The sequence below is a fragment of the Bradyrhizobium sp. BLXBL-01 genome (assembly GCF_051853025.1).
Classification (GTDB): Bacteria; Pseudomonadota; Alphaproteobacteria; order Rhizobiales; family Xanthobacteraceae; genus Bradyrhizobium.
The window spans coordinates 5,261,827-5,287,184 of record NZ_CP182471.1; the positions used below are offsets into that span (position 1 = coordinate 5,261,827).

Below are 25,358 nucleotides of genomic sequence, written 5' to 3' on the forward strand. Positions count from 1 at the left end.
GTGCTCCTCTCAGGCTGCGACGATCTGACAAAGCGTGACCTTCGGCTCCTGCATGCCCGTTGCAGGATCGTAGCCGTAGCTCGTGATCGTGTTGGCGCTCTCGCCCAGCACGATCGGATCGGTGCCGGCGGGATAGTTCTTGCGCAGGTCGTTGCCGCCGAGCCAGCCGCCGAAATGGAACGGCATCCAGGCGACGCCCTTGCCGACGCGTTCGGTCACCAGCGCCTTCATCCGGGCACGGGAATTGTTCTCGGCGCCGCTCACCCAGACCCAGCCGCCGTCCTTGATGCCGCGATCGGCGGCATCGGCCGGGCTGATCTCGATGAACATGTCCTGCTGCAATTCGGCGAGCCACGGATTGGTGCGGGTTTCCTCGCCGCCGCCTTCGTATTCGACGAGACGCCCGGAGGACAGGATCAGCGGAAACTGCTTGGCGATCCCCTTCTCCACCGCCGCCTTCTGCACCGAGAAGCCGATGTTGGGCAGGCGGAACTGCTTGGCGTCGGGCAAGGTCGGATATTTCTCGACGAGGTCGACGCGCGGCGTGTAGATCGGCTCGCGATGCACCGGGATCGGGTCCGGCAGACCGAACGCATTCATGCGCGCCTTGCCGTTGCCGAACGGCACGCAGCCATGCTTCAGCGCGACGCGCTGGATGCCGCCGGAGAGGTCGAGCGCCCAGGACACCGCATCCGGATTGGCCGAGTTGACCCGCTGGATCGTCGCCATTTCAGCCTCGGTGAGATCCTTGTCCCAACCGAGCTTCTTCAGGCTTGCCAGCGTGAACTCGGGATAGCCGTCCTCGATCTCCGAGCCCTTGGAGAAGGACTTGTCGGCGAGCAGGCTCACCTTGCGCGTCGTGCCGTCCGGCAGCTTCTCCTCGCGTTCGATGCCGAAGCGCGGGCGGAATGCGCCGCCGCCGTCCATGACGTGCAGATCGTTGTTGTAGAGCAGCGGCGAGCCGGGATGCTTCACCTCGGGCGCGCCCCAGCACGGCCAAGGCAGGCCGTAATAATCGCCGCCGACTTCCGGATCGTCCTTGGGCGCTCGCATCGTCACCAGGTCGAACTTGTGCTGGTTCTTCATGTGCGCCTTGATGCGCTCCGGCGACTGGCCGCAATAACCGGTCGACCAGCTTCCACGGTTGATCTCGCGCAGCACGTCCTCGGCGACCGGGAGATTGTTCTCGACCTTGATGTTCTTGAACATCTTGTCGGCGAAGCCGAACTTCTTCGCCATCAAATAGATGATCTCGAGGTCGTCCTTGGATTCGAAGATCGGCTTGACGATCTGCTCGCCCCATTGCATCGAGCGGTTGGAGGCGACGCGCGATCCAGTGCATTCGAACTGCGTGGCCACGGGCAGGATATAGACGCCGTCCTTGCGCCCGGCCTCGACCACCAGGGCCGCCCAGGTGGTCGGGTGCGGATCCGCGATCACCAGCAGTTCCAGCGCCTTCAGGCCCTTCAGCGATTCGGGAATGCGCGTGATGCTGTTGCTGGCGTGGCCTTGCACGAACACGGCCTTGACGTTGTCCTTCTGCGCGACGTCGGCCTTGGGCAACAGCGCGGCATCGAACCACCGCGTGAGCGGGATGCCTGGCGTCTCCATCTGCTTCTTCTCGTCGAAGCGGGAGACGAGATAGTCGTAATCGACCTCCCAGACCCGGGACCAGTGCTTCCAGGCGCCTTCCGCGAGGCCGTAGTAGAACGGCAACGTCACGATATCGAGGCCGACGTCGGTCGCGCCCTGCACGTTGTCATGGCCGCGCAGAATGTTGGCGCCGGCCCCGGCCTTGCCGACGTTGCCCGTCATCAGCAGCGCGATGCAGCTCGCCCGCACGTTGGCGGTGCCGACCGTGTGCTGGGTCTGGCCCATGCACCAGATGATGGTCGCGGGCTTGACCGTGGCGAACGTCTTGGCGACGCGCTCGAGCTGCGCGGCGGGCACGCCGGTGACGCGCTCGACCTCCTGCGGATTCCATTTCTCGACCTCCTTGCGCAGGTCGTCGAAACCGTAGACGCGCTGGGCGATGAATTCCTTGTCCTCCCAGCCGTTCTTCAGGATGTGCCACATCATGCCGTAGAGCACGGGAATGTCGGTGCCGGGACGGATCCGGACATATTCGGTGGCATGTGCCGCGGTGCGCGTCAGACGCGGATCGAAGACGATGAAATTCGCCTTGTTGATCTCTTTGGATTCGAGCAGGTGCTGCATGCTGACGGGATGCGCTTCCGCCGCGTTGCTGCCGATGAACAGCATCGTCTTGGAGTTGCGCATGTCGTTGATGCTGTTCGTCATCGCGCCATAGCCCCAGGTATTGGCGACGCCGGTGACGGTGGTGGAGTGGCAAATCCGCGCCTGGTGATCGGTGTTGTTGGTGCCCCAGAACGCGCCGAACTTGCGGAACAGGTAGGCCCCTTCGTTGGTCATCTTGGCCGAGCCCAGCCAATAGACGGAATCGCTGCCCGACTTCTCGCGAACCTGCAGCAGCTTGTCGCCGATCTCGTTCACCGCCGTGTCCCACGACACGCGCGTCCACTGCCCGTTCACCAGCTTCATCGGATAGCGCAGGCGGCGATCGCTGTGCACGAGCTCGCGCACTGACGCGCCCTTGGCGCAATGCGAGCCGCGGTTGATCGGCGAATCCCAGCTCGGCTCCTGCCCAATCCAGACGCCGTTGAGCACTTCCGCCGTCACCGTGCAGCCCACGGCGCAATGGGTACAGATGCTCTTCTTGACGGTGGCGCCGGCCGCGAGCGGGCCGGCTGCGGCCGCCTCCGCCTTGCGCACGTTGCCGACCGGCATGGCCCCGAGCGCGGCGAGCGCGCCGCCGGCAAGGCCCGACTTTCGCAGGAATGTGCGGCGATCAAGTCCCCCGCCTTGGCCCGCAAGGGATTCGGCCACGGAACCTCGGCGATCGGAACGCTGGTGTGTTCGCTTGATAAGCACGGGCAGCCTCCCCTCTCAAGCCGGATAACGGTTGACGCGGTAGAACGTCTTGACGTGATCGGATTCCTTGTAGCGCGCCTTGCGCTTGTCATCGTTGGTTTCGCTGTCGGCCTGGGCAGGCCCGACCAAGGGCGTCGCAAGCGTCGCGCCGACACCGGCCGTGCCCAAGCCGACCTTGCGAAGGAAATCGCGGCGTCCGACCTTTGCTTTCGTCTCGTCACTCATCGCATCTCTCCCGGACCGAAGCGCCTCGGTCAGCTGGCGAATGTGAATGCTTCCGTCTCGATTTCGATGAAGGTGCGGCCGAGCGCACCGACTGCGCGATAGAAACGGGCATCTCCCGCGTTCTCCATGTCGGCGAACAGCCGCCCCATCCAGGGCGAAACATGCTTTTCGAAGAAGGCACGCTGCGCCTCGGGCGCGGCATCGAAGCGGCCATCGGCAAGACCCGACATGATCTCGCACAGGATGGCGGCGTGATCTTCGGGTTCGGAATTGTTGGCGATACGCTCGATGCCGAGCGTCAACAGGTCGCCGCGCAAGCGCGACAAGGGCCGTTCGTTGAGAAAGCCCGTGAGATAATAGGAGGCATAGGGCAGCAATTCGCCACGGCCGAGCCCGACGAACAGGTCGAAATATTCCCGCTCGACTTTGGCCGGGACGGCGCTCGAGGCGACGTCGGCGAGCGCCGCATGCGCGCGCCCGAGCGGCGTCGCGTCACCGCTCAACGCGGCGAGTTGATCGAGCAGACGCTTCGACGGAGGCGCAGACAGCAGCACCGCCAGCAGCGCGTATTCGCGCGCGCGCGCCGCGTCGATGGGATCGACGAACTCGGCGGAGCCGGCTTGCTCGCCGTAAAGATCGGGCCGCAGATCGTTTCGGGAAACGCCGGTCGCCATCTCGACCGCAACCACCCGTTGTGCGGGCACACGGGTCCAATTCGACACGGACGGCTGACTGATGCCTATTTTGCGTGCAAGCTGAGCGATGCCGCCCGCAGCATCGATCGCGCGATCAAGTCCGTCATCACGCACGTGGACCTCCCATCCAAGTCCCGTCTGCTTGATTATCGCTTTTGTTACAAAGCAGTAGGCAGCGTAATCTCGGTTCCAGCAACGGTCAATCGCCTGCCATAGCCTGTACCTATAGCCTTTGGTCGTGGTTCAGCGCGGCAGTGCACCGCCATGCGTGCGGGACCTGACGGGTTCCGCAGAAATCGCAGATGTTTCACCCACTGGCGGTTGCACTGCAGCAGCGATTGCCTGCTGCTCCGTCTCATCCGGCGGCTCAACGACATTGGCAGGAAGTCCCGCATCGGCCTGATGCGATTCCGCCGGAGAATTTCCCGTTTCGATCGATCCCTCGGCGAGAGACTGGGCCGCCTCCCGGACGCCGCCGACAATGCGATCGACCAGTGCTGCCAGCTCCTCCGAGGAGCAATCCAGCGGGCCAAAGCCCGGCATCGCCGTTGGGTCGTTGAAGTCCCATGCATTCTCCGCAAGCCCGACGAAGTCGCGAATCGCGGGATCGGTCGCCCAAGCGCGGCGAAGAGCCGCACGGCTCAAGTCGCGAGGAATCCCCTTGGCGAGGAAGGCCGTGATGTCGGTGGCGGCATTGATTTCGTCGATCGACGGCAGACTCGACAGATCGAGTTCCGTCTCGTCCCCTTTGGTTTCCGATGGCGACGCGGGCTGCGCCGCGGCAGGCTTCGCCGGCTCCGCTCGCGATTGCTGTTTGCGGCGGGACCAACGCGCAAGGAAGTCCTCCTCACTCATTCCTGTCCGCCTTCATGTTCGCGCCGCGCCAGCGCCTCCGGGTCGGCGCGGCGCCGCTTGCGCTTGACGAATTCCCGCTCGACATGGTGCTCGGCCACGAAGCTTTCAATCGCTTCGCGCAGCACCTCCGGCATCGGCGCGGCCTCGACGAGATTGTCGGCGGCTTCGGTATAGCCTTCGCCCTCGGCGGGATCGGCGGTCACTGCGGTGACGGCATAGGGCCAGGCGCCCTCCGAGGGTGACAGCACGATCCAAATGCTCGGACGGCCGGAGGCGAGATTGTCGCGATAGCGCGCCGTTTCCGACGGATAGAGATCGATCGTCGCGCTTCCGGCATAGAACAGGGTCGTGCCGTCCTGCTCGCGAAGCACGGTCCAGGGTTGCGTCGACGGCTCGTCCGGCAGGACGGCAATTCCGCGCCAGATGAAATCGACCCAAGGCGAGTCGGCCTTGCGCCGCTCGACCACGACGCCGACGGCAATCGAGAGGGACGGCAATGCCGCAGGGCTCATGTCGCCATCTCCCGGCGCTTCACCGGCAGCCCGGTCAGCAGATTCTGTGGCTTCATCCGGAGCTTCTGATCCGCCGTCATCGACAGGATCAGGTAGACCGGTTCATCCCCGACCTCGTCGAGGGCACGGCCGGAATCCGCAAACGTCAGCCGGAACAGCGCGAGCACACGATCGGCCTCGCGCTCGCCGAGCTCTTCGCCGTGCCACAGACGGTCGCCGAGCCTCGTGGCATCGGCATCGAGCCCGACATACCACGCCAGCTTTGCCTCGTGCAGCGCCCGTAGCGGCTCGATCACGACGTCGATGCCGAGCAGATGGGAGACCCAGCGCGTCATCGCCTGCGCCAGCGCTACAGGTCCGCGGCCGTCCGCGGTCAGGTCGAGAGCCATGTCGAACTGATCGCTACGGTGCCAGTATTCCTCCGAATTCTCCTCGCCCAACACCTCCACCACCGCATCGGTGGTGGCGCCCAGCATCGACATCAGCGAGAGCACCGGGGTCGGGCTCCGGCCGCCGACGACCTCCTCGTCGCCCAGCAACAAAGCGTGCTCATGCGGCAGGACGCGCTGGGTCCGGAAGAACAATTCGGCCGCGCGCAGCACGAACGGGTCGTCGCAGCCATCGAGCGCGTTGCGCAGGATGACGTGGACGAGCTGGTTGACGAACAGCGGCGGCAGATCGTTCGCCCCTGAGCGCACCCAGGCAAGATAGGCGGCTTCGAGCGTCGGATGCCGCAGCAGAAGATCGCGGAACGCCAGTACGAACTGCCAATTCTCCAGGGCATCCGCATCGAGGATCGCGGCGATCTCGGCGGCGCTGACCGCCTGGCGCGGGTCGGCGAGCAATTCGCGATGCAGCCGGCGTTCGACCGGGCACGCCTCGTCCGGCGGCATCAGCTCGGGACGGGCAAAATAGGCTTTGAGAAATTCGTCCGTGACACGCAGCCCGCCGCCCTCGTCTCGATCGAGCAGGTGATGACCACAGGCGATCCAGAAATCATTCATCTGTCGGTCGGCTCCCGGCCCAGATCCGCAAGCTTGAGATCGCCGTCCGGCTGGACGTCGTCCTCCATCTCCATGAACGAGAACGCCTTGCTATGCCCCTGCCCCTCCCGGAGCTGCAGCCGGCGGAACGACTCGCGGACCTCACCGTCGCTTGACGTGCGGTGCACTGCAATAAGCGAGCTGATGGGATGGCTGCAGAGCGACTGCGCGAAAGCGACCTCCTCTTCCGCGGCCGTTTTCGCCGCCGCCATGTCCGGCGCGCCGAAACGATCGACGAGTTGCCTCGCCAGGAGATCGACGAGGCCGTGGTAATCGTCTGCCGTCGCCGGAACGATCTGCGCCAACGTCGACCAGCCCCAGGATTGCACCCCGAGGAAACCGCCGCGAAACGCCGCGCGTGCCTTGCCCTCGAGCGTCGCGCCATCGCAATCCCAGAAGCGGAAAGCGCCGGAGACGGCCCATTCGCCCGGCTCTGCCGCCACGTCGAACACGAAGGTGTCGGAGGGATCGAGCGCGATGGTACGCAGGAGCTTCACAGGCGCGGTCCTCCGAGGGCCGGATCGAGCCAGGACGGGCCCGCGAGCGCCCGGACGAGGTCGCTCCGTTCGATCCTCTCCGTCCCGACGCGGCGCGTCAGGAGGTCGCCGCGATCATCGATGCGCTGCACCGTCTGCCTTTCACGCGGCATCCGGGTGAGGTAGTCGCGTGCGACACTGTCAAAGCCGTCGACCCGCCAGCCGTCCAGCGCCAGCATCAGGTGCCGGGCGAAGCTCTCGGTGATCTGCGCTGCGCCCGCCTCGCCAAAGCCTTCCTGGTCGAGCGCCGAGGCCAGCGGGTGGACGCCTGGATCATCATCGTTCATGGCAACCGTTCGTATCATGGCGCCGAACACCAGCCAGGGCGGCGGCGCGTCCTCGTCAGCTCCGGAAAGCCAACCCAACCGTCCGCCGCCGACCAGCCCCCCGTCGATCCTGACCGCATCCGGCCAGCCGATCGTGATCGGCTTGCTCGGCGGCGCGTAGGCGCGAAGCGCATCCGTGAGCGCGACCATGCCGGCGTAGAGCGCGCGCCGCGCGCTGCGCAACGGCTCGGCCGGCTCGAGCACCACGGCGAACTCGGCGAGGTCAAAGCGGCCGACATAGACGAGCGTTCCGGCGCCGCTCTCCGGTGCGATGCGGCATGCATGGGCAAAAGCGTCGCCGCTCTCGCGCAACCGCACCAATGTGAAAGGCGGCGGCAGGTGGATCGGTTCCGCCGCGGAAACATGGCTCACTGGGATCGACGGCAGGCCGTCCTCCGCTTTCCTTTTCTTCCCGATGGATAATGTCTATACGAGGCGAAGGGCCGGCGCGAGTCCGTCGTCGGCGTCCGAATGGCGGAGGGTTTAACCTGGAGCAGCCGTCGAAGACCGTCCTGATCTGTTCGTGCGAAGACACGATGCCCCTCGACGTGGCTGCGATCCGGCGCGGATGCCCGAATTGTGAGGTCAAGAGCTTTCGCCACCTCTGCGGAGCGGAGCTCGAATCATTCCGCAAGATGGCCGCGACAGAAGGCGTGTTGACGGTCGCCTGCACGCAGCAGGCAGCGCAGTTTTCGGAGGAGGCCGGCGAGCGGCCTGACGCGATCAGCTTCGTCAATATCCGCGAAACCGCCGGCTGGTCGCGCGGCGGCGCGCGCGCCGGGCCAAAAATGGCTGCCCTGCTCGCATCCGCCGCCATCCCCGCTCCGGACTATCCGCTTGTCACCTTGTCGAGCGAGGGCGTCATCCTGATCTACGGGCGCGATGAGGCCGCGATCGAGGCCGGCCGCCTGCTTGCCGATCACCTCGACGTCACGGTGATGCTGAAGCAGCTCGATGACACAGTTCCGCCGGCGGCAACGGTGTTCCCGATCGTGAAGGGCACGATCCGCTCCGCGAAGGGACATTTCGGCGCGTTCGAGCTTGCAATCGACGACTATGCGCGTCCCCGCCCCTCCTCGCGCGATCGCTTCGTATTCGAACCGCCGCGAAGCGGCGTCACCTCGCGCTGCGATATCGTGCTCGATCTTTCCGGCGGTCCGCCACTGTTTCCCGCCCACGACCTGCGTGACGGCTATCTCCGCGCCGACGCGAAAGATCCCGCCGCGGTGCTGCGCGCCGTGCTGACCGCGCGCGATCTCGTCGGCAGCTTCGACAAGCCCAGATATGTCGAGGTTGCGCCTGCGCTTTGCGCCCATTCGCGCTCGAAGCGCACGGGCTGCCATCGCTGTCTCGATCTTTGCCCAACCGGGGCGATCACGCCGGTCGGCGATCATGTCGCCATCGATCCGAACATCTGCGCGGGCTGCGGCCAATGCGCGGCGGCCTGCCCCACCAGCGCGGTCTCCTACGCGCTGCCGCCCGCCGATACGCAGCTCCAGAGACTTCGCGCCATGCTGCTCGCCTATCGCGAGGCCGGTGGCGCGGATGCGGTGCTACTCTTTCATGACAGCCCGCACGGCACGCCGCTGATCGACGCACTCGCGCGGCATGGCGACGGCCTGCCGGCAAACGTGCTTCCCTTTGCCGTCAACGAGCTCACGCAGGTGGGGCTGGAGGCGATCGTCGGCGCCTTCGCCTATGGCGTCTCCGCCGTGCGCTTCCTGCTCCGTGGCAAGCCGCGCCACGACGTGACCGGATTAACGCAGACGATCGCGATGGCGGATGCGATCCTCGGCGGCCTTGGATTTGCGGGCGTTCGCATCGCGACCGTCGAAACCGATGATCCCGACGCGCTCGGCCAGCATTTGACCGATATCGGCGCGCTCACTGCGGTCGCGACGCCGGCAACCTTCAAGACCGTCGGCAAGCGGCGCGATCTCTTGCGGTTCGCCCTGAGCGAGCTGCATCGGCTGGCGCCGCAGCCGGTCGACGTCATCGCGCTGCCGCAAGGTGCGCCGGTTGGCGCAATTGCCGTCGACACCGATGGCTGCACGCTGTGCCTCTCCTGCGTCTCGGCCTGCCCGACCGGCGCACTGCGCGACGATCCCGAGCGGCCGGTGCTGAAATTCGTCGAGGACGCCTGCGTGCAGTGCGGCCTGTGCCAGAGCACCTGTCCGGAAAAGGTCATCAGCCTCAAGCCGCAGATCGATTTCCGCGCGGCGCGCGCGGCCGCCGCTGTCATCAAGGAAGAGGAGCCCGCGCTCTGTGTCCGCTGCGGCACGCCCTTCGGCGTCAAGAGCACGATCGACCGCATCGCGGCCAAGCTCGAAGGCCGGCACTGGATGTACCCGGCCGGCGACAAGCGGATCGAGGCGCTCAGGATGTGCGCAGATTGCCGCGTCGTGGTCATGAGCGAACAGCAATTCGATCCGTTCAAGGGCGTTCCGGAACGAACGCCGCCGCGAACGACGGATGATTATCTCCGCGAACGCAACGGCAAGGACTAAACAAGACGAACAGACATCTTCGCAAGGTCGGAAACCAGGAAGCATCACCATGTCTCGTTTGATCACAGCTCTGTCGACGTCCATGATCTTCATCGCCATCGCCGGCGGAGCGGCCGAAGCTGCCGCGCCTCCGCTGACCAAGGCGCAGAAAGTGGCCGTGAAGCAGGCAATCGTCGCATGCAAGGCCGAAGCCAAGGGCAAGAAGATCGCGTGGCTGTCGCGCCGCAAATACGTCAACCATTGCGTGGCGGAAGCGCTCAGGGAACACCCCACGATCGACGTCATTCAGATCCTCAAGGCGCATCCGGAAATGAGGGATTTCCCGATGGACAATTGGGACTCGATCTGAGCGGATGTTAGCGCGAGGTCGCGCGGCCCAGAAACTCGGTCAGCGCGCGTCGGTCCTCGGCCGAGCCGATGCGCTGCTCCGGCATCTTCGTGCCGGGGGTGTAGGCATTCGGCCCGATTTCGAACAATTTCGCCACGGTTTCCGGCGTCCAGACGATGTCCATCGTCTTCAGCGCATCGGAGAAGCGATATCCCGGCAGCGAAGCAATCTTGCGGCCGTAGAGTCCCGCAAGCGTGGGACCCGCACGCTGGACCTCCTTGTCCGAGAGCGTGTGGCAGGCAACACACGCCCGAAACACATCGGCGCCATGATCGCCGGCGTAGGCTGCGAGCGGGTCGGCCGGTGTGCCGATCAGACTTGAACCGATGGGATCGCCGGTGCGCGCATTCCAGCGCCTGATCCTGCCGTCCGCACCACCCGTCATCAGTGTCTCGCGATCGGGAAGGAAGGCGACCGCCCACACCGGCAGCCCGGGCCCAACCAGCGTGCGCAGCAGCTTGCGCGACTTGCGATCGATGATCGCCACTGTGCCGCCGATGCCGGCCGCAGCGATCAGCGCGCCGTCCGTCGACATGGCCAAGGCCACCACCGGTGTCGGACCGGCCACGACCTCGCCGCTGACCTTGCCGTCCGCAGTCAGCATGCGCAGCTTGCCATCGACGGCGCCTGTGACGATTTCACCATCCGGCGCGACAGCCACCGCGTTCAGTGGCGCCGGCAACGTCACGATGTCAGGCTGGCCATCCGGCAAACGCCAGATGCGCAGCGCAAGATCGTAGCCGACGCTGACGGGCCTGCCGTCGGGCAGGAAAGCGACGCCGTTGACGTTCTGCGTATGCCCTTCGAGCACGCGGGATGTGCCGTCCGACAGCGACCAGAGCCGCACTGTCCGGTCCCATGACGCCGATGCGAGAAGCGTCCCATCGGGCGATACCGCGAGCGCCGCGAGGGGTGCGACATGTCCCTCCAGCACCCGGTCCGGCTCCGGCCGCCCCGCCGTCCATACCGCAATGCGCGCATCGGCACCGGCCGTGATCATGCGGCTGTCTTTGAGAAACGCGACGGCATTGACGCCGTCGGCATGATACCGCAGCACTTGCTCGGCAGTATCCGTCTTGAGCGACCAGCGGATCACGGCCGTGTCGAAGCTGCCGGACAGAAGGCTGTCGCCATCGGGTGAAATGGCGAGAGACCGTATCGGGCCGCCGTGCCCGACCATGTCGGCCTGCACCGACGATGCGGCAAAGAGGGCCCACAGCACTGCGGCCACCTTCGTGCACAGAGCTGATCTGTTCATTCCTGGCCGCCTGCTGACATTCACCCTTTCGAGATTGCCAGAAGAGGCACCGGAAATGAATATCCTGAAACGGGCTACTTGGCCGGTGCCGTCGTGGTCTTGGACGAGCCCTCCGGCGCGGCCTGCATTCCAGGGGGACTCTGGCCCTGGGGACTTTCGGGCGGCGCACCACCCGAGCCGGTATTGATCGGGCCTGTCCAACCTTGCGGCTGGAGCTGGCCCTTGTCTTCGGGAGGCGTTTGCGGCGCCGACGAGTTGGGTTGGGCGGGCTGGGCCAGCGCACCCTCGACAAAGCAAAGTGCTGCGAAGCACAGGATCGTTCTCGGTAACTTCACGCAAGGCCTCCGATGCGCTCACCAGGCTTGCAGAGAACTTGCAAGACCTGCATCCGTTCCGAATCGTGCAGCGCAACAGCGAGCTCGCGGAATCCTCCGCTCGAACGGCGATCGCCGCGACCGGCTTGCTCGCCGCAAGCCCTGTCGTATAGATGGCCTGGTCCAACCGAGGGAGGCTGAGGATGAAGGCTTTTTTGCTTGGCTGCGTCGCGGCCGTCGTGATCGCGCTTGCCGGGATGATGATCCTCGATCGCATGCAGGAGCCCGCCGCGCAGGCGTTTGCGACCACCGGGGTGCGCCTCTGATAGGTCCTCACTCGCGCTTGAACCCGATCTAGTTGAGGATGGGAGCGAAGGGCACGAGTTCGACCTAGCGAAGCATAGCCTGCAGCTGAGGATCAGAGATCCCTACGCTATGCGGACGATAGCGTCGTGCGAGGCGGCCTCCACGCGCCTTAAGCATTTGTTAACCATACCAGCATGGTTGAACGCATTGGCGCAAATCGCACGATACCGGTGTCTGACCTGTAACGCCCTTGCTATAAGCGCAGCTACGGTTCGAGCAACGCTCGCGAACGACCCGGTTTTCTTGATTGCTCATGAACAAGCTCAGCAACACCTTCGACATCGCCATCGAGCCGTCGTTCGACTTTCTGTCTCCGGACTACGCCGAGCTATTCGATCGCTCGGCTGCCACAGCGTTCCAGCATCCGGTCTGGTTGCATAGCCTCTACGCCAGGCTCGCGCCGGAAGCGGGCGCAACAGCTCTGGTCGTCGTGGTGCGCCACCGCGACACCGGCGCCCTTGCCATGGTGCTGCCCCTGCTTCGGATCCGACGCGGTCCGATACGAACCGTCGAGTTCGCCGACCTCCGCGTTTCCGACTATCTGGCACCGGTTTGCAGCCCGGACGTGTTCTCACGATTGCTCCAGGATGCGGCTGCATGCGCGCAGATTCGCCGCCTTGTCCGCCCCTTCGATCTGCTCCGAATGGCCAAGCTGCCCGACGGACGGCTTCCGATCGAAGACCTCCTTGCCACGTCCCGCCGCGTCTCGATGAACACCAATGCCTACGCCACGGTTCTGGTCGCGCCGTACGAGCAATGGCGGGCCAGCGCGATGGATCGCTCCTACCAGAAGGAGCTCGCAAAGAAGTCTCGTCAGCTGCAGAAGAAGGGGGCGCTGAGCTTCGCATGCTGCGGCGACAGCGCCGCCGTGCTCGAGGCGATGGACGTGATGAGGAAGTTTCGCGGCCCGCGCTTTCACGCACAAGGCGACGGAGACCTGCTGCAGCGTCCCGAATATTACGGCTTCTATTCCGACGTCGCCCTTCGCGGCCTCGGCTCCTTCGTCCGCCTCTATGCCATGAAGATGGACGGCGAAGTGATCGCCGCCGTGCTCGGATTGTGCCACCGCGGCAGCTTCCTCGTCATCATGAGCGCCTTCGACATTGCCGGTTACAAGAGCCAGTCCATCGGCGCGCTGATGTTCGAACAGGTGGCGCGGGATTGTATCGAGCGCGGAGATCAGATGCTCGACTTCACCATCGGCGACGAGCCATACAAGAAATCGTTCGGCGCACAGCCTTCGCCGGTGTGGGAGGTCACGCAGGCTGGCAGCGCCGTAGGCGCCATCGCGCTCTTCGGGCTGAAGCAGGCGCCCTGGCTCAAGCTGGCGGCCAAGCGGCTCTCGGATCTGAAGGTTCAGCCTGCCCACACTCCGAGGCCGACGCGCTGACGGACGGGGGCCCTAGAGCTCAGGCGCGCAACGCGCCGCGGACACGCCCAAGCCAGCCCGGGTGCATCTGATCGACGCGGTGTGCAAGACTGCGCCGGAGGAAGTGCAACCGTCGCCGCACGTCCCAGCCGATATCGTTGCGCGAGGTCAGCGCCTGGCGGAAGCGTGCCATCTTCAGCGACTGCTGATCCGCCGCGATCTTGTCGCGATCGGCATAGAATTGCGAGATCTTGTCCAGGCCCATGCCTGCGGTCATGAGCCATTGCGGCACATATTCGGTGCAAAGACGATCGACGTCCACCAGCAGGCGGGCGACACCCGTTCCGGCCGCGGGACAATTGGTCTGGAACGCATCGCCGATGAGCACGATTCCGGGCTGGAGATGCCCCTCGACGACGGTCAGGTCCATCACCCAGTTCTGGACCCGATCGGTCACACGGAAATCGCCGAGGTAGCTCCGCAACCCCGGCAGCAGACGCAAGACTGTCGCTTCCGGCTCGCGGCGCAACTCGCGCATGATCGGATCGGTCGGATCGCGGAACATGAAGAGATTGGCTCGCATTCCGGCGCGGACGGGAAATAGGCTGAGATAGTCGATGCCATCCGCCGTGCGTTCGCCGTAACAGGTCAGCGCCTCGAAATCGAACGGGGTGCCATCCTTGCGAGCGATCGTGAAGCCGAACGACACCGAATGGCGCTCGGCCAGCACGCGCCGCCTGATGCCGAGCTTGTAGCCCAGGACTCCCGCCATGCCCGTGGCCAGAACGACGAGGCGCGCCCTCATGCGCCGTCCGGAGGCCAGCTCGACATGCTGGACGTCGTCGCTAGGACCGATCGCCGTGACCTCGTCGACGATCAGACTGGCGGGATCGGGAATCTGGCGACGCGCCATGGCGACGAGATCGGCATAGGGAAATCCGTAGGCCTGGCCGACGCTGACATCGACCACCTTGCCCTCGCGGATGTTGAGCACTTGATCATATCGGCACGCGACATCTCCGAGTGCGTCGAGGAAGCCGAGCTTGCGGAGCAATTCCAGCTGATGGCCGCCGATCTTCTCGACCCGGAACTCGTCCGGATAGACCGCCCGCTTGTCGACGAGCGCGACGCGATGCCCTGCCCGCGCCAGCACGGCCGCCGCAAGCGATCCCGCAAGGCCGCCACCGACGATGGCGACGTCCGAATCGATGGTTGCGCTCTCGCCTCCATCGACTGGCTCGGTCACGGGTCTCGTCATGGCTCCGGCTCCCACGATTAACGACGTCTGCAGTGCAATTCTCTCGCCTGATGTCGCATCGCAGGGCCGAGTGCGAACATTTCCTGAGATTGAGGTTAACGACCGGACGCGCCGAGTTCGCTGCCTCGCCGCGGCACGCGTCTTGCTGCGTCGAATCCATTCCGCGCGCGAGCGCCAGATCTCGTCTTCTCGGTCGTCGATGCGCTACAAATGCCGGCAGTCGCGCGGGCCTGAACTTGCAGAACCAGGACAATGGAGACGGCGATGTTCCAGAACGAAGCAATGGCATCACCGCGATATCGCCGCGACCGCCGAAATCCCGCAGCTCGTCCATTAACACTCGCGATTTCTCGACATGCTAGGTTGCCGCCGGTATCGGAACATGTCCCGTCAGGGGAGCGCAGCCCCTTAACCCTTCCATGATCGCATCCATCCTCCAGTTCATGCGGCGCGACGTCACGCGCGGTGTCGTCGGGACCATCCTGCTCAAGGTCGGCAGCGGCGTGCTCGCGTTCGCATTGTTCTCGCTGGCGGCGCGGACGATGTCGCCTGACGGCTTCGGCATCTTTGCGACCTGGCTTTCGGTGGCGCAGATCGCGGCCGTCGTGGGACTGGTCGGCCAGGAATCCTTGCTGGTGCGATTCCTGAACGAATATCAGGTCGGCGAACGGCCGGACCTTACCAAAGGCGTCCTCCAATCGAGCTTGAAGATCACCTCACTCGCAATGCTGATCGTGATCGGCGGCATCGCGATCGCCGCGAGCGTGAGAGGCGACTGGTGGGTGCTGATCCTCGCGGTGTCGGCCTACACGGCCGTCAATGCCGGATTGATGCTCGGCAGCCAGATCGCCCGCTCGCTGGTCAGCATTCTCATGGGTGAAGGAAACCGCGAGTTCCTTTGGCGGGCCATCGTCGTCCTGTTCCTGCTCGTCATGCTGCTCGCCCATCGCCAACTCGATCCGGCCGAGATGTTCGCGGCGATGACGGTCGCCATGTCGGCCGGCCTTGTTGCGCAGATCGTATCCGTCGCCCGCGTGCTGCCGGATCTGCGCAGTACGCCGGCGCGCTCCGAGACGTCACGCTGGCGATCGAGTGCCCTGCACTTCTGGATCGCATCGATCCTCGAAGTCGCCAACCAATATCTCGACGTCATTCTGGTCTACTGGATGCTGGATCCGACGACCGCAGGAATCTACTTTGCCGCCTCGCGCCTCGCCAACATTTTCGCCATGGTTTCCGCGGCACTTTACACGTTCGGTGCGCGCCGGCTCCCGTCGCTGTATTTCAGCAAGAACCACAGGGAGTTCGAGCGGACCTCGCGCTTGATGGCGGAAGTGACTGCGCTCTGCGTCGTCGCCGGTCTCGCCACGATCTGGATCGGCGGCCCCTATCTCCTCAACCTGTTCGGACCTCATTTCGCCGAGCAGCATTCGGTCCTGATCGTGCTCGCAATCGGAACCGCCATCCAGGCAGCGGGCGGCCCGTCGGCTGCGATCCTGCAGCTGACCGGCCATGAACGAATCTATGTGCCGGTTGTCGCCGCCAGCGTCGCGCTGCGGCTCGTCGGATTTCTCGTTCTCATTCCCTTCCTCGGCGTGCTTGGCGCGGCGATTTCGACGACCGTGTCGCTCGCGCTCGCGACCATTGCGCTGAACGTCCTCTGTCGCCGGCGAAGCGGGGTCGATCCTTCCGTTCTCGTGCTGTTGTGCTTCCCTGCATCGAGGCGCGGCAACTACGCAGTTCGCAGCGCGGAATCACGTGATTAGGTGTCACGTGCCGCTCGGATCATCCGCGCAGGACCGATTGGTTAACGCGCCCGCTGTGCGCCAGCCGGGAACCAGCTGAAATGCTGCGCGAACGACGTCGTCGCCATAGCCTCGCATTAACTCCGTTTGTTGCAAGTCGGTGTCCGCGAGACGCCCGCATGATAGGTACGGAGTTAAGAAGGTGAAGATTTCCTTTCTTTAGCGGGTCGGGATCCGTGCTCCACTATCAGCCGAACAAGGACTTGGGCGAGACGAGCGCGACGGCACCTGCGCGGCCGGACGGCGATGGGCGAAAACTTCACGTGCTTCTCGCACAAACCCAGGCCGAGAACGCCGGTGCACAGGAGATCTCCCGGCTGCTCGGCGCCGGCCTGACCGCGCGCGGTTACCGGGTCACCAACCTGTTCTTCTTCCGCAAATCGGACTCCTTCGACGAGCCGCCCGATACGCTCTACTGCGCGCCAAGCCGGCCGGGCAATCCGCTGGCGCTGCTGCGGATGCTGTGGACGCTCGGCCGCCACATCAGATCCACCAGGCCCGACGCCGTCCTGACGTTCCAGCATTTCGGCAACGTCATCGGCGCCGGCGTCACGCGCCTCGTCAGCCGTGCACCGGTCGTCGCCAATCAGGTTTCATCCGCGCTGGCGATGAGCCGGCCGGTCCGCACCGCCGACATCGCCATGGGCAGCCTCGGCTTCTTCGATTGCATCACGCTCAATTCGCGGGACATGGAGCGCGAATATTCGCGCTACCCCGCGGCCTACCGGTCGCGCATGGTGCATGTGCCGCACGGCTTCGACGACAAGGCCCTCACCCTGTCGAAGGAGGCGGCGCGGCAGCGATTCAATCTGCCGCCGGATCGCGTCCTGCTTGGCTGCGCCGCACGGCTGCATCCGCACAAGCGGCTCGATCTGGCGATACGTCTGCTGCCGGATCAACGGTCCTGGCATCTTGCGCTCGCCGGCCAGGGAGCCGACGAGGCCCGGCTGAGGCAACTGGCGAACGACTTGAACGTCTCGGACCGTCTGCATTTGCTCGGGGAGATTCCTCCCGGCCGGATGGCGGACTTCCTCGCCTGTCTCGATGTGTTCGTCTTTCCGACCCAGGCCGAGACCTTCGGTCTGGCTGCCGTCGAGGCCGCCAACGCCGGCGTTCCCTCCGTTGTGACCGATCTTCCCGTCCTGCGCGAAGTGTTGTCCTACGAAGGCAGACCGACTGCACTCTTCGTCGATGCCTCCGATCATGCGCAGCTCTCCGCGTCCGTCTCGAGGCTGCTGACCGACACGCAATTGCGCGACGACCTGCGACAAAACGCCAAAGGCCTGCGGCTGCGCTATTCGGTAGATGCCATGGTCGAAGAATACGTCCGAATTCTCGACCAGGTCGTTTGACCTGATTCGCTGGAACAGATTGGCTCGACATGATCATCGAGTTTCGCTGTGAACGTGAGTACGCGCGACGCTGGATGGACCGCAGGACGCTGTCGGTCGACGGCCGGGACGTGCCGGTGCAAGTTGCATGGACGGCAACGGCGGAGTCACGGCCGGCGGGTCTCGATGCCCTGTTCAAGCTCGAGCGCCTGGTGTTGCACAAGGGCAAGCACAGCAGCGCCGACAGGCTGACGATCGGCTCCGAACCAGCACGCGCCAGCGTCGGCACGGCTGACGTGATCGTCGATTTCACAAGTGCCCCGCGCGATCCGGCCAGCCCTGCCCGACTGTATCTCCGGCCGCTGTTCAATGGCGTCGCCGGTGAAAATGCCGCGCTCGCCGCCATCCTCGCCGGCGACCTGCCGGTGATCGAGATCGTCAACGAGATCGACGGCTCAGTCCTCGACCGCGGCCATCCGTCCGGAGAGATTGCCGCAGGCCTCAGCGGTGGGCTCGAAACGATCATGGCGCGGACTCTGACCATGCTGGCGGCGATCCTGTCGGGAAGGCCGCGCATCGTGCCGCAGCTGCCGCACCCCGCTGGAATTGGCTCGCGACGCGGCGCGGTTGGCTACGTCGCGCGCGGCCTTGCCGTATCGATCGCCAAGGAGATCTATCGGCTCTGCTGCTATGCCCCGCATTGGCATATCGGATGGCGCTTCAACGACGGCGCGGGCGTCTGGCAGACCGGAGACCTGTCGGGTCCAGGCTGGAACGTTCTGAGAGATCCTGGAAACCACTTCTATGCCGATCCCTTTCCCGTCACCTGGCAGGGCCGGACCTTCGTCTTCTTCGAGGATCTCGATCACCGCGTCGGAAAAGGCATCATCTCAGCGATCGAGTTCGCCGACGCGGGGCCAGTCGGCGAGGTGATGCCGGTGCTCGAGGAGCCCTGTCACCTCTCCTATCCGTTCGTGATCGAGGACGATGGCGAGCTCTGGATGATCCCGGAGAGCTCGACCCGCGGGGACGTCGCTCTCTACAAATGTGTTCGGTTTCCGGACAAATGGGAGCGATACGCAACGCTCCTTTCCGGCCTCGAGCTGGCCGACGTCACGATCACGCGCCACAACGGCCTGTATTATCTGTTTGGCGCCTGGCGCGACGGAACGGCTGGCTATTCGGATTCGCTGGCGATCTACCACGCCGATCGACTCTTGGGGCCCTGGTTGCCCCACGCCAGCAATCCCGTCCTGATCGACCGTGCAAGCACGCGGCCGGCAGGAAACTTCGTCACACTCGATAACAAGCTGTGGCGACCGGTCCAGGACTGTACCGACGGATACGGCGCAGCGCTTGCCCTGGCGGAAGTGGTCGAACTGTCGCCGACGGCATTCAAGCAGATCGTCCGCCATGCTCTGAAGCCCGGACCGGCATGGCCCGGCAGGAAGCTGCATACCCTGAACCGCTGCGGTCGCCTCGAGCTGATCGACGGATCGCGCGTCCAACCCAAGACCAGTCTCTTCGCGAGCGCAATTCCGTCGGCCGCCTCGCCTGCGCGAACCAATCCCTCCACCGCGCGCTAGCTGCCGCTTGCTAGCCCGGCGTCTTCGCGTGCACCGCGCCCGAGTGCGCGGCCAAGCACGCGGGCGATCGTCCCGGCCTGCGATGCGCTGCCGCGCCAAGCCACGATCTGGTCGGGACGTATCAGGGCGAGATCCGCCTCGTAGAGATCGCGAAACGATCTGGGCAGCGTGACCAGCCTTACATCGGCCCCGATCCCGCGGACGGTCTCAGCGAATGACGCATGGGCCGACATCACGTCCCCAAACTGAAGCAACGTCCATTCGAAACCGAACAGGTCGTACAGCGACATGCCGTCCTCCAGCCACGCATGCGGTGCGCGGCCGCCGGGACAGGCGGTGGGAATGTAGACGTTGGCGGCATCCGGCGGCGGCTCGCTGCCGTCGGGGACGATGATCGGCGAGCCGTCGTAGCGCCCGCCGAAGGTGACGCCGGGGATGTTGAACTCGGCGCGGGCGTGCTGATCGAGATAGGCGCCCGCGATCCGCCGCGCTTCGTGGCCGGCGTCCGTCGCATCCTCGATCTCCGGCGCCGGCGCGAAGAGGCCGAGCGAATCGGCGAAGCGCCGCGCATAATCGGTGTTGCGGAGCGCCACCGGACGCCGCTCGACCTCGTAGCTGCCGAGCAGTGCCGCCGGGCTCACGCCCTTGACGACGCTTGCGAGCTTCCAGCCGAGATTGACCGCATCCTCGATCGCGGTGTTGTAGCCGAGCCCGCCGGTCGGCGTGAACAGATGCGCCGCGTCGCCGCCGAGGAAGATTCTGCCCCGCTGCATCCCGTTCGCGACCAGTGCGTGACCGGCGGTCCAGGTCAGGAAGGACAGAACTTCGCAATCGATCGGCGCACCGCAGGCGCGCTGGAACGCGGCTTTGGCCTCGTTGATCGTGATCGCACTTTCGTCCTCGCCCAGCCGCAACTGGGTGTGGAACGCAAACTCGTCGCGGCCGTTCACCGAGGCCATGAAGGCGCGGCGGTCGCCGTTGAAGCAATTGTACATCCACGCTTTCGCGTGGGGGACGCGTGCGTAGAAGTCGGGCGAGCGGAGATAGACCGCCAGCATGCGGCCGCCCATGAAATCGCGCTGCGTCCCGGTCTCGCCGCCATAGACGATCCCGAGCGATTGGCGAACCATGGAGCGCGGCCCGTCCGCCCCGACCAGGAAGTCGGCGCCGATCCGGAAGCGGCTGCCATCGTCGAGACATTCGACCTCGCCGACGATACCGTTCGCGCTTTCGGTGTAGCCGATCAGCCGGTGACCGTAGTTGAGCTTGATGCCGGGGAGCCGTTCGGCGTGGCGGCGCAGCACCGCCTCGACATATTTCTGCGAGACCCGATGCGGCAGCTCCGCCGCGCTCCAGGACCCCGAGAGGCCCTTGATCAGCTCGCCCGCCCGCGACGCCGACGGCAGCGCGAGCCGCGCCAGCTCGTAGCCGGTATAGCGCGTAAAGTAGGCAACATCGGTCGGGTAGTCCGCGGGCAGACCTTCGCGTCTGATCTCGTCGGCAAAGCCCAGCCGTCGATAGTGCTCCATCGAGCGCGCCTGCGTCGCATTGGCTTGCGGATTGAAGGCCGTGCCCGGCTTTTCATCGACCAGGATCGCGGACACCCCGCGGCGGCCGAGCTCGTTCGCCAGCATCAGCCCAAAAGGGCCCCCGCCCACGATGAGCACCGCGGCCGTCAGACGAGTCTCCAAGACGCTTCTCCCTACCAGCATCATCCAGCATGGTAAGGTCACCTGACTATTTCGTCAAGTTGCCTGACTAATCGGGATCGTCGAGCGTATCGAACTCCGTGCCATACGCCGCGAGCCCCTTCAGGATCGAGTCCATCGTGCCCTTGCCGAGCTCGGCGCGCATCTCCCGCTCGGCGACGTCGACGGCATCGCGGAACGCATCGAGCCATTTGCGCCCCGTGGGCGTGAACATGACGATGCGCGCGCGCCGGTCGGTCGGATCGGCGATGCGATCGACGAGGCCGAGCTCGGCGCATTGATCGACCAGCTCGCCCATCGCCTGCTTGCTCATGGAGGCGCGGCGGGCGAGCTCGGTGAGCCGCGTCCCCTCCACGTCGAGATTGCGCGTGAGGCTGACATGGGCGATGCGCGTCTCGTCGTGGCCCCGCTCGCTCATCAATTCGAGCACACGGCCTTCGAAGCGCCGCACCGCGTTATTGAGCAGGCGCCCGATATTGGCGTGCCGCCACGCCGTGCCCGACGTCCTGGATTTCACCGCATCTGCTTTCCGAATCAACCGATCGAGATCGTGGAAAGCTAGCACAGGCATCGCTGCGTACTACCGGTGAGCACGCAGGGTATCGGCGGCGGGCGGCGCGATTAAACCGCCGCCCGTCATCTCTCATGCTTCGAACGTCTCCAGCAGCGGACGATGCCTTACTGGGAGCGATCCGAGGTCCAGCCCTTGTACTCGGCGACGTTGTCCCTGGTCACGAGCTTTGACGGCAGCAGCTCGACGGTCGAGGCCGGCTTCTGGCCGTTGAGAATGCCGACGCCGACCTGCACCGCGCGCCGCGCCATGAAGAACGGGTCCTGCGAAGCGGAAGCCTGGATCTGCGGCGACTGCGGATCTTTCAGCGCGGCCTCGATATCGGGCGCGCCGTCGACGGCCGTGATGATCATGCCGCTGCGGTTCTGCTGGCGCGCCGCAAGGTCGGTGCCGATCGCCTGCGGATCGTTGATGGCGAAGATGGCATCGATCTTGGGGAAGCGGGTCAGATAGCCCTGCGCGACGGTGAGACCGCCCTCGCGCGAGCCCTTGCCGTCCTGGTCGCTGGACAACACCTTGATGCCGGGATTTTTCGAGAAGACATTCTTGCAGCCGACGACACGGTCGATGACGGCGGAGACCTGTGGCCCGTTCTCGATGATGACGTCACCCTTGCCGCCCAATTTGTCGACGATGTACTGGCAGGAGATCTCGCCGGCCTGCACGTTGTTCGTGGTCACGGTGGCATCGGCACCCTCAGCCGCGGTGTCGACCGCGACAACGACGATGCCCGCGGCTTGCGCCTTCTTGATGGCCGGCCCGATCGCCTTGGGATCGCCGGGATTGAGCAGGATCAGGTCGACGCCGGCGGCGATGAAATTGTCGATCTGGGTGACCTGCTTGCCGAGGTCGTATTCGAAACCGACGGCCGTGATCTTCACGTTGGGATTGGTCTTCTTGGCCTCGAACTCGGCGCCCTTCGACAGCGCGACGAAGAACGGGTTGCCCATCGATCCCAGCGAGACGCCGATCGACTTGAGCTCCTTGGCGAAGGATGGTGTGGTGGTCAGGGCAAGCGCGATGGCGGCGCCGGCGAGCATGATCGTCTTCAACATGGACTTCCTCCCTGGTCTGTCTTCGTCCCCGGCGCGGCAGACCAGTTGCCGCAACGGAATTTCGTATCACGCCATGCGCACATCGTTGCGCGCCCGGCGTCTCACGTTCTCGCGGAGCCTTGCAGCCGGTAGCGGTCGAGCGCCACGGCGCCGATGATCACCAGGCCCTTGATCACATATTGCCAGATGTCGGAGACTCCGATGAGGATGAGGCCGTTGGACAGCACGGCGATGATCAGCGCGCCGACCAGCGTGCCCCAGATCGAGCCGATGCCGCCGACGAACGAGGTGCCGCCGAGGATCACGGCGGTGATCGCATCGAGCTCATAGGACTGGCCGAGCTGGAGGCCGTTGGCCGCATAGAGGCGCGCCGCCTGCATGCCACCGCCGAGCCCGGCGAAAAGTCCGGAGATGCCGTAGACGAAGATCAGGACGGCCCAGACCTTGATGCCGGCCAGCCGCGCCGCGCTCTCGTTTCCGCCCACTGCATAGATATGCACTCCGAGCACGGTCCGGCGCAGCACCAGCCAGGAGACGAGAATGACGAGCAAGGCGATCACCGAGAGCCAGGGGATCGACGCGACGCCGGGAATGAGCGTCAGCGAGCCGTTGCCGATGAAGGCATAGGGAATGGAGGGATTGAACACGGTGGTGTCGGCCCCGAGCAGCCGCGCCAGGCCGCGCACCGCGGTGAGCGAGCCGAGCGTGACGATGAACGGCGGCAGGCGAAGCAGCGCAATCAGCGCGCCGTTGACGATTCCGAAGCCGAGGCCGGTGAGCAGCGCGGCCGGCAGCCACAGCATCCCGAGCTCCGGCAGCTTGGAGAGCGTCAATCCCGCCATCGCGGAAGCTGCCAGGATCGAGCCGACCGATAGGTCGATGCCGCCGGTGAGGATGACAAAGGTCATGCCGGCGGCGAGCACGGTGTTCACAGCGGCCTGCTGCAATACGATGCCAAGATTTTGTCCGGTGAAGAAGCGGCCTTCGGACAGCACATTGAAGCCGATGCAGAGGATCAGCAGCACCGGCAACATGCCCAGCGCGCTGATCAGCATCCGCATCCGCTGGCGCCTTGTTTCTGCGGCAGCGCCGTTGGTCGTGGTCGATGCCGGCTTCGCCCCCACACCACCATTGTCAGGCATCGAGATGCTCCATCCCCGTGGCTAGCCCCATGATGTCTTCCTGCGCCAGCGGCGAATTCGGGCCGCGGGTGACCTCGCCGGCGATGTGCCCCGCACGCATCACGACGACGCGGTCGCAGATGCCGATGATCTCGGGCAGATCGGATGAGATGACGAGGATCGCGGTGCCGGCCTTGGCGAGATTGTCGATGATCGAATAGATTTCAGACTTGGCACCGACATCGACGCCGCGCGTCGGCTCGTCGAGAATCAGGACCTTCGGTGCGATGGCGAGTAGCCGCGACAGCAGCACCTTCTGCTGGTTGCCGCCTGACAGGCCGCCGGCGGGAACGCCGGCATTGGTGGCGCGAATGCTGAGGCCCGCAAAGGCGCGGTCGGCGCGCTCGCGTGCCTTGTCGCGATCAAGAAACCAGCCGAGCTTCGCATCGCGGCCGAGCACGGCGAGGTTGATGTTGTCCAGACACGACATGTCGAGAAACAGGCCGAGCGCCTTCCTGTCTTCCGTGAGATAGGCGATACCGGCCTCGAGCGCCTCGCCCGGCGTGCGGATATCGACCGGACGCCCCTCCAGCTCGAGCCGGCCCGAGGTTTTCGGCGACGCACCGATGATGAGATGGGCAAGCTCTGTGCGGCCGGCGCCGATCAGGCCGGCGAGGCCGACCACCTCACCCGCATGCACGGTGAGCGAGCAGCCCTTGACGCGCTGGCCATCGGCCATGTCGATCGCCGCGAGCACGGGATGCCCCCGCCCCGCCTCCGGATCATGGTCCTTCTTGTAGAACGAGGAGACGTCGCGACCGACCATCAGTCGCACGATGGTGTCGGCGCGAATTTCGGGCTTGTCGAGCGAGCCGACCAAGCGGCCGTCGCGCAGCACGGTGACGCGGTCGCCGAGCGCGTAAACCTCGTCCATGCGATGCGAGATGTAGATGATGGCAAGCCCCTCGGCGCGAAGCTGGCGGATCAGCGCGAACAGCCGCTCGCTTTCGGCGGCCGACAAGGAGGTGGTCGGCTCGTCCATGATGAGAATCTTTGATCTGACATGCAGCGCCCGCGCGATCTCGACCAGCTGCCGCTGGCCCATGGACAGATGCGCCACCAGCGTCGAGGGCAGGAAGTCGGCGCCCAGTCGTTTCAGGATCGGGCCGACGCCCTCGCGCATGGCGCCGCGCGCCAGCAAGCCCGAGCGCGACATCTCCCGGCCCAGATAGATGTTCTCGGCAACGCTGAGATTGGGAGCGAGCGACAGCTCCTGGTAGATGATGGAGATGCCCGCCGCGCGGCCGCCGAGCGGGCCTTCGATCCGCACCACCCTGCCCTCGATGCGGATCTCGCCGCCCGGATCGGGCCGGTAGGCGCCGGACAGGATCTTCATCAGCGTCGACTTGCCGGCGCCGTTCTCACCCATCAGGGCGTGAATTTCACCGGGATGGACGGTGAGATCGACCGCCCGCAGCGCCTTGATGCCGAAGAAGGTCTTTGAGACCCCGCGCATCTCGAGGATCGGATCGTTCATCGTGCCTCCCGGCGCACAATGCGTTTCCCACCCGCGTCT

The 25,358-nt window shown here is 65.2% G+C and carries 23 protein-coding genes; 7 read left to right on the forward strand and 16 right to left on the reverse strand.

What is annotated here, in order from left to right:
* Positions 1–9 precede the first annotated feature (9 nt).
* The 8 genes from ACNJYA_RS24620 to ACNJYA_RS24655 form a co-directional block, all read right to left on the reverse strand.
* On the reverse strand, positions 10–2,952 hold the full coding sequence (locus ACNJYA_RS24620) for a formate dehydrogenase subunit alpha (protein WP_439400861.1): 2,943 nt from the start codon (positions 2,950–2,952) through the stop codon (positions 10–12).
* Positions 2,953–2,967: 15 nt separating this feature from the next.
* Entirely contained in the window at positions 2,968–3,177 is a 210-nt protein-coding gene (locus ACNJYA_RS24625; protein ID WP_260383078.1) for a twin-arginine translocation signal domain-containing protein, read from the reverse strand.
* A 29-nt stretch (positions 3,178–3,206) separates the two neighbouring features.
* Complete coding sequence (locus ACNJYA_RS24630; protein WP_439400862.1) at positions 3,207–3,986, reverse strand: molecular chaperone TorD family protein; 780 nt, start codon at positions 3,984–3,986, stop codon at positions 3,207–3,209.
* 129 nt (positions 3,987–4,115) lie between these two features.
* Positions 4,116–4,727, reverse strand: coding sequence for a DUF3306 domain-containing protein (locus tag ACNJYA_RS24635; RefSeq protein ID WP_439400863.1), 612 nt, complete (start codon positions 4,725–4,727; stop codon positions 4,116–4,118).
* Positions 4,724–5,239, reverse strand: a complete 516-nt coding sequence (locus ACNJYA_RS24640; protein WP_260383076.1) for a DUF3305 domain-containing protein — start codon at positions 5,237–5,239, stop codon at positions 4,724–4,726. Before ACNJYA_RS24640 ends, ACNJYA_RS24635 begins: the two co-directional genes overlap by 4 nt.
* The gene (locus ACNJYA_RS24645) at positions 5,236–6,243 is read right to left on the reverse strand and encodes a DUF6352 family protein (RefSeq protein ID WP_439400864.1); all 1,008 of its coding nucleotides are present in this window, start codon (positions 6,241–6,243) and stop codon (positions 5,236–5,238) included. The genes ACNJYA_RS24640 and ACNJYA_RS24645 overlap by 4 nt, the downstream gene beginning before the upstream one ends.
* Positions 6,240–6,779, reverse strand: a complete 540-nt coding sequence (locus tag ACNJYA_RS24650; protein ID WP_212256730.1) for a DUF6505 family protein — start codon at positions 6,777–6,779, stop codon at positions 6,240–6,242. The genes ACNJYA_RS24645 and ACNJYA_RS24650 overlap by 4 nt, the downstream gene beginning before the upstream one ends.
* Complete coding sequence (locus ACNJYA_RS24655) at positions 6,776–7,522, reverse strand: biotin/lipoate--protein ligase family protein (RefSeq protein WP_439403468.1); 747 nt, start codon at positions 7,520–7,522, stop codon at positions 6,776–6,778. The genes ACNJYA_RS24650 and ACNJYA_RS24655 overlap by 4 nt, the downstream gene beginning before the upstream one ends.
* 158 nt (positions 7,523–7,680) lie before the next feature.
* On the opposite strand from ACNJYA_RS24655, the gene ACNJYA_RS24660 reads away from it, so the two are divergent.
* Together ACNJYA_RS24660 and ACNJYA_RS24665 are read left to right on the forward strand one after the other, a co-directional pair.
* Entirely contained in the window at positions 7,681–9,651 is a 1,971-nt protein-coding gene (locus ACNJYA_RS24660; protein WP_439400865.1) for a 4Fe-4S binding protein, read from the forward strand.
* A 49-nt stretch (positions 9,652–9,700) separates the two neighbouring features.
* Complete coding sequence (locus ACNJYA_RS24665; protein ID WP_246571057.1) at positions 9,701–10,000, forward strand: hypothetical protein; 300 nt, start codon at positions 9,701–9,703, stop codon at positions 9,998–10,000.
* Positions 10,001–10,007: 7 nt separating this feature from the next.
* On the opposite strand, the gene ACNJYA_RS24670 is transcribed toward ACNJYA_RS24665, so the two are convergent.
* Both ACNJYA_RS24670 and ACNJYA_RS24675 read right to left on the reverse strand, forming a co-directional pair.
* Positions 10,008–11,297 carry a c-type cytochrome gene (locus ACNJYA_RS24670; protein WP_212256986.1) on the reverse strand — a complete coding sequence of 430 codons (1,290 nt, stop codon included), beginning with the start codon at positions 11,295–11,297 and terminating at the stop codon, positions 10,008–10,010.
* Positions 11,298–11,371: 74 nt separating this feature from the next.
* Complete coding sequence (locus ACNJYA_RS24675; RefSeq protein ID WP_212256734.1) at positions 11,372–11,632, reverse strand: hypothetical protein; 261 nt, start codon at positions 11,630–11,632, stop codon at positions 11,372–11,374.
* Between the two features lie 182 nt (positions 11,633–11,814).
* Between ACNJYA_RS24675 and ACNJYA_RS24680 the strand changes: the two genes are divergently transcribed.
* Together ACNJYA_RS24680 and ACNJYA_RS24685 are read left to right on the forward strand one after the other, a co-directional pair.
* Complete coding sequence (locus tag ACNJYA_RS24680) at positions 11,815–11,937, forward strand: hypothetical protein (protein ID WP_283813617.1); 123 nt, start codon at positions 11,815–11,817, stop codon at positions 11,935–11,937.
* A gap of 293 nt (positions 11,938–12,230) precedes the next feature.
* Entirely contained in the window at positions 12,231–13,367 is a 1,137-nt protein-coding gene (locus ACNJYA_RS24685; RefSeq protein WP_439363615.1) for a GNAT family N-acetyltransferase, read from the forward strand.
* A 19-nt stretch (positions 13,368–13,386) separates the two neighbouring features.
* On the opposite strand, the gene ACNJYA_RS24690 is transcribed toward ACNJYA_RS24685, so the two are convergent.
* On the reverse strand, positions 13,387–14,604 hold the full coding sequence (locus ACNJYA_RS24690; RefSeq protein WP_439363616.1) for an FAD-dependent oxidoreductase: 1,218 nt from the start codon (positions 14,602–14,604) through the stop codon (positions 13,387–13,389).
* A 419-nt stretch (positions 14,605–15,023) separates the two neighbouring features.
* Between ACNJYA_RS24690 and ACNJYA_RS24695 the strand changes: the two genes are divergently transcribed.
* From ACNJYA_RS24695 to ACNJYA_RS24705, 3 genes are all read left to right on the forward strand, one after another.
* Positions 15,024–16,370, forward strand: coding sequence for a lipopolysaccharide biosynthesis protein (locus ACNJYA_RS24695; RefSeq protein WP_439363617.1), 1,347 nt, complete (start codon positions 15,024–15,026; stop codon positions 16,368–16,370).
* 215 nt (positions 16,371–16,585) lie between these two features.
* The gene (locus tag ACNJYA_RS24700; RefSeq protein ID WP_439400866.1) at positions 16,586–17,761 is read left to right on the forward strand and encodes a glycosyltransferase family 4 protein; all 1,176 of its coding nucleotides are present in this window, start codon (positions 16,586–16,588) and stop codon (positions 17,759–17,761) included.
* Between the two features lie 29 nt (positions 17,762–17,790).
* A complete protein-coding gene (locus ACNJYA_RS24705) occupies positions 17,791–19,326 on the forward strand; it encodes a glucosamine inositolphosphorylceramide transferase family protein (protein WP_439400867.1) in 1,536 nt (511 codons plus the stop codon).
* On the opposite strand, the gene ACNJYA_RS24710 is transcribed toward ACNJYA_RS24705, so the two are convergent.
* From ACNJYA_RS24710 to ACNJYA_RS24730, 5 genes are all read right to left on the reverse strand, one after another.
* Positions 19,323–21,038, reverse strand: coding sequence for an FAD-dependent oxidoreductase (locus ACNJYA_RS24710; protein ID WP_439403469.1), 1,716 nt, complete (start codon positions 21,036–21,038; stop codon positions 19,323–19,325). The two genes, ACNJYA_RS24705 and ACNJYA_RS24710, sit on opposite strands and share 4 nt — an antisense overlap.
* Positions 21,039–21,084: 46 nt before the next feature.
* Positions 21,085–21,552, reverse strand: a complete 468-nt coding sequence (locus tag ACNJYA_RS24715; protein ID WP_439400868.1) for a MarR family winged helix-turn-helix transcriptional regulator — start codon at positions 21,550–21,552, stop codon at positions 21,085–21,087.
* Positions 21,553–21,713: 161 nt separating this feature from the next.
* Positions 21,714–22,661, reverse strand: coding sequence for an ABC transporter substrate-binding protein (locus ACNJYA_RS24720; RefSeq protein WP_260383066.1), 948 nt, complete (start codon positions 22,659–22,661; stop codon positions 21,714–21,716).
* Positions 22,662–22,762: 101 nt separating this feature from the next.
* Positions 22,763–23,803, reverse strand: coding sequence for an ABC transporter permease subunit (locus ACNJYA_RS24725; protein ID WP_172784423.1), 1,041 nt, complete (start codon positions 23,801–23,803; stop codon positions 22,763–22,765).
* Positions 23,796–25,319: a sugar ABC transporter ATP-binding protein gene (locus tag ACNJYA_RS24730; RefSeq protein ID WP_439400869.1), complete on the reverse strand. Its 1,524-nt coding sequence runs from the start codon at positions 25,317–25,319 to the stop codon at positions 23,796–23,798. Before ACNJYA_RS24730 ends, ACNJYA_RS24725 begins: the two co-directional genes overlap by 8 nt.
* Positions 25,320–25,358: the final 39 nt, after the last annotated feature.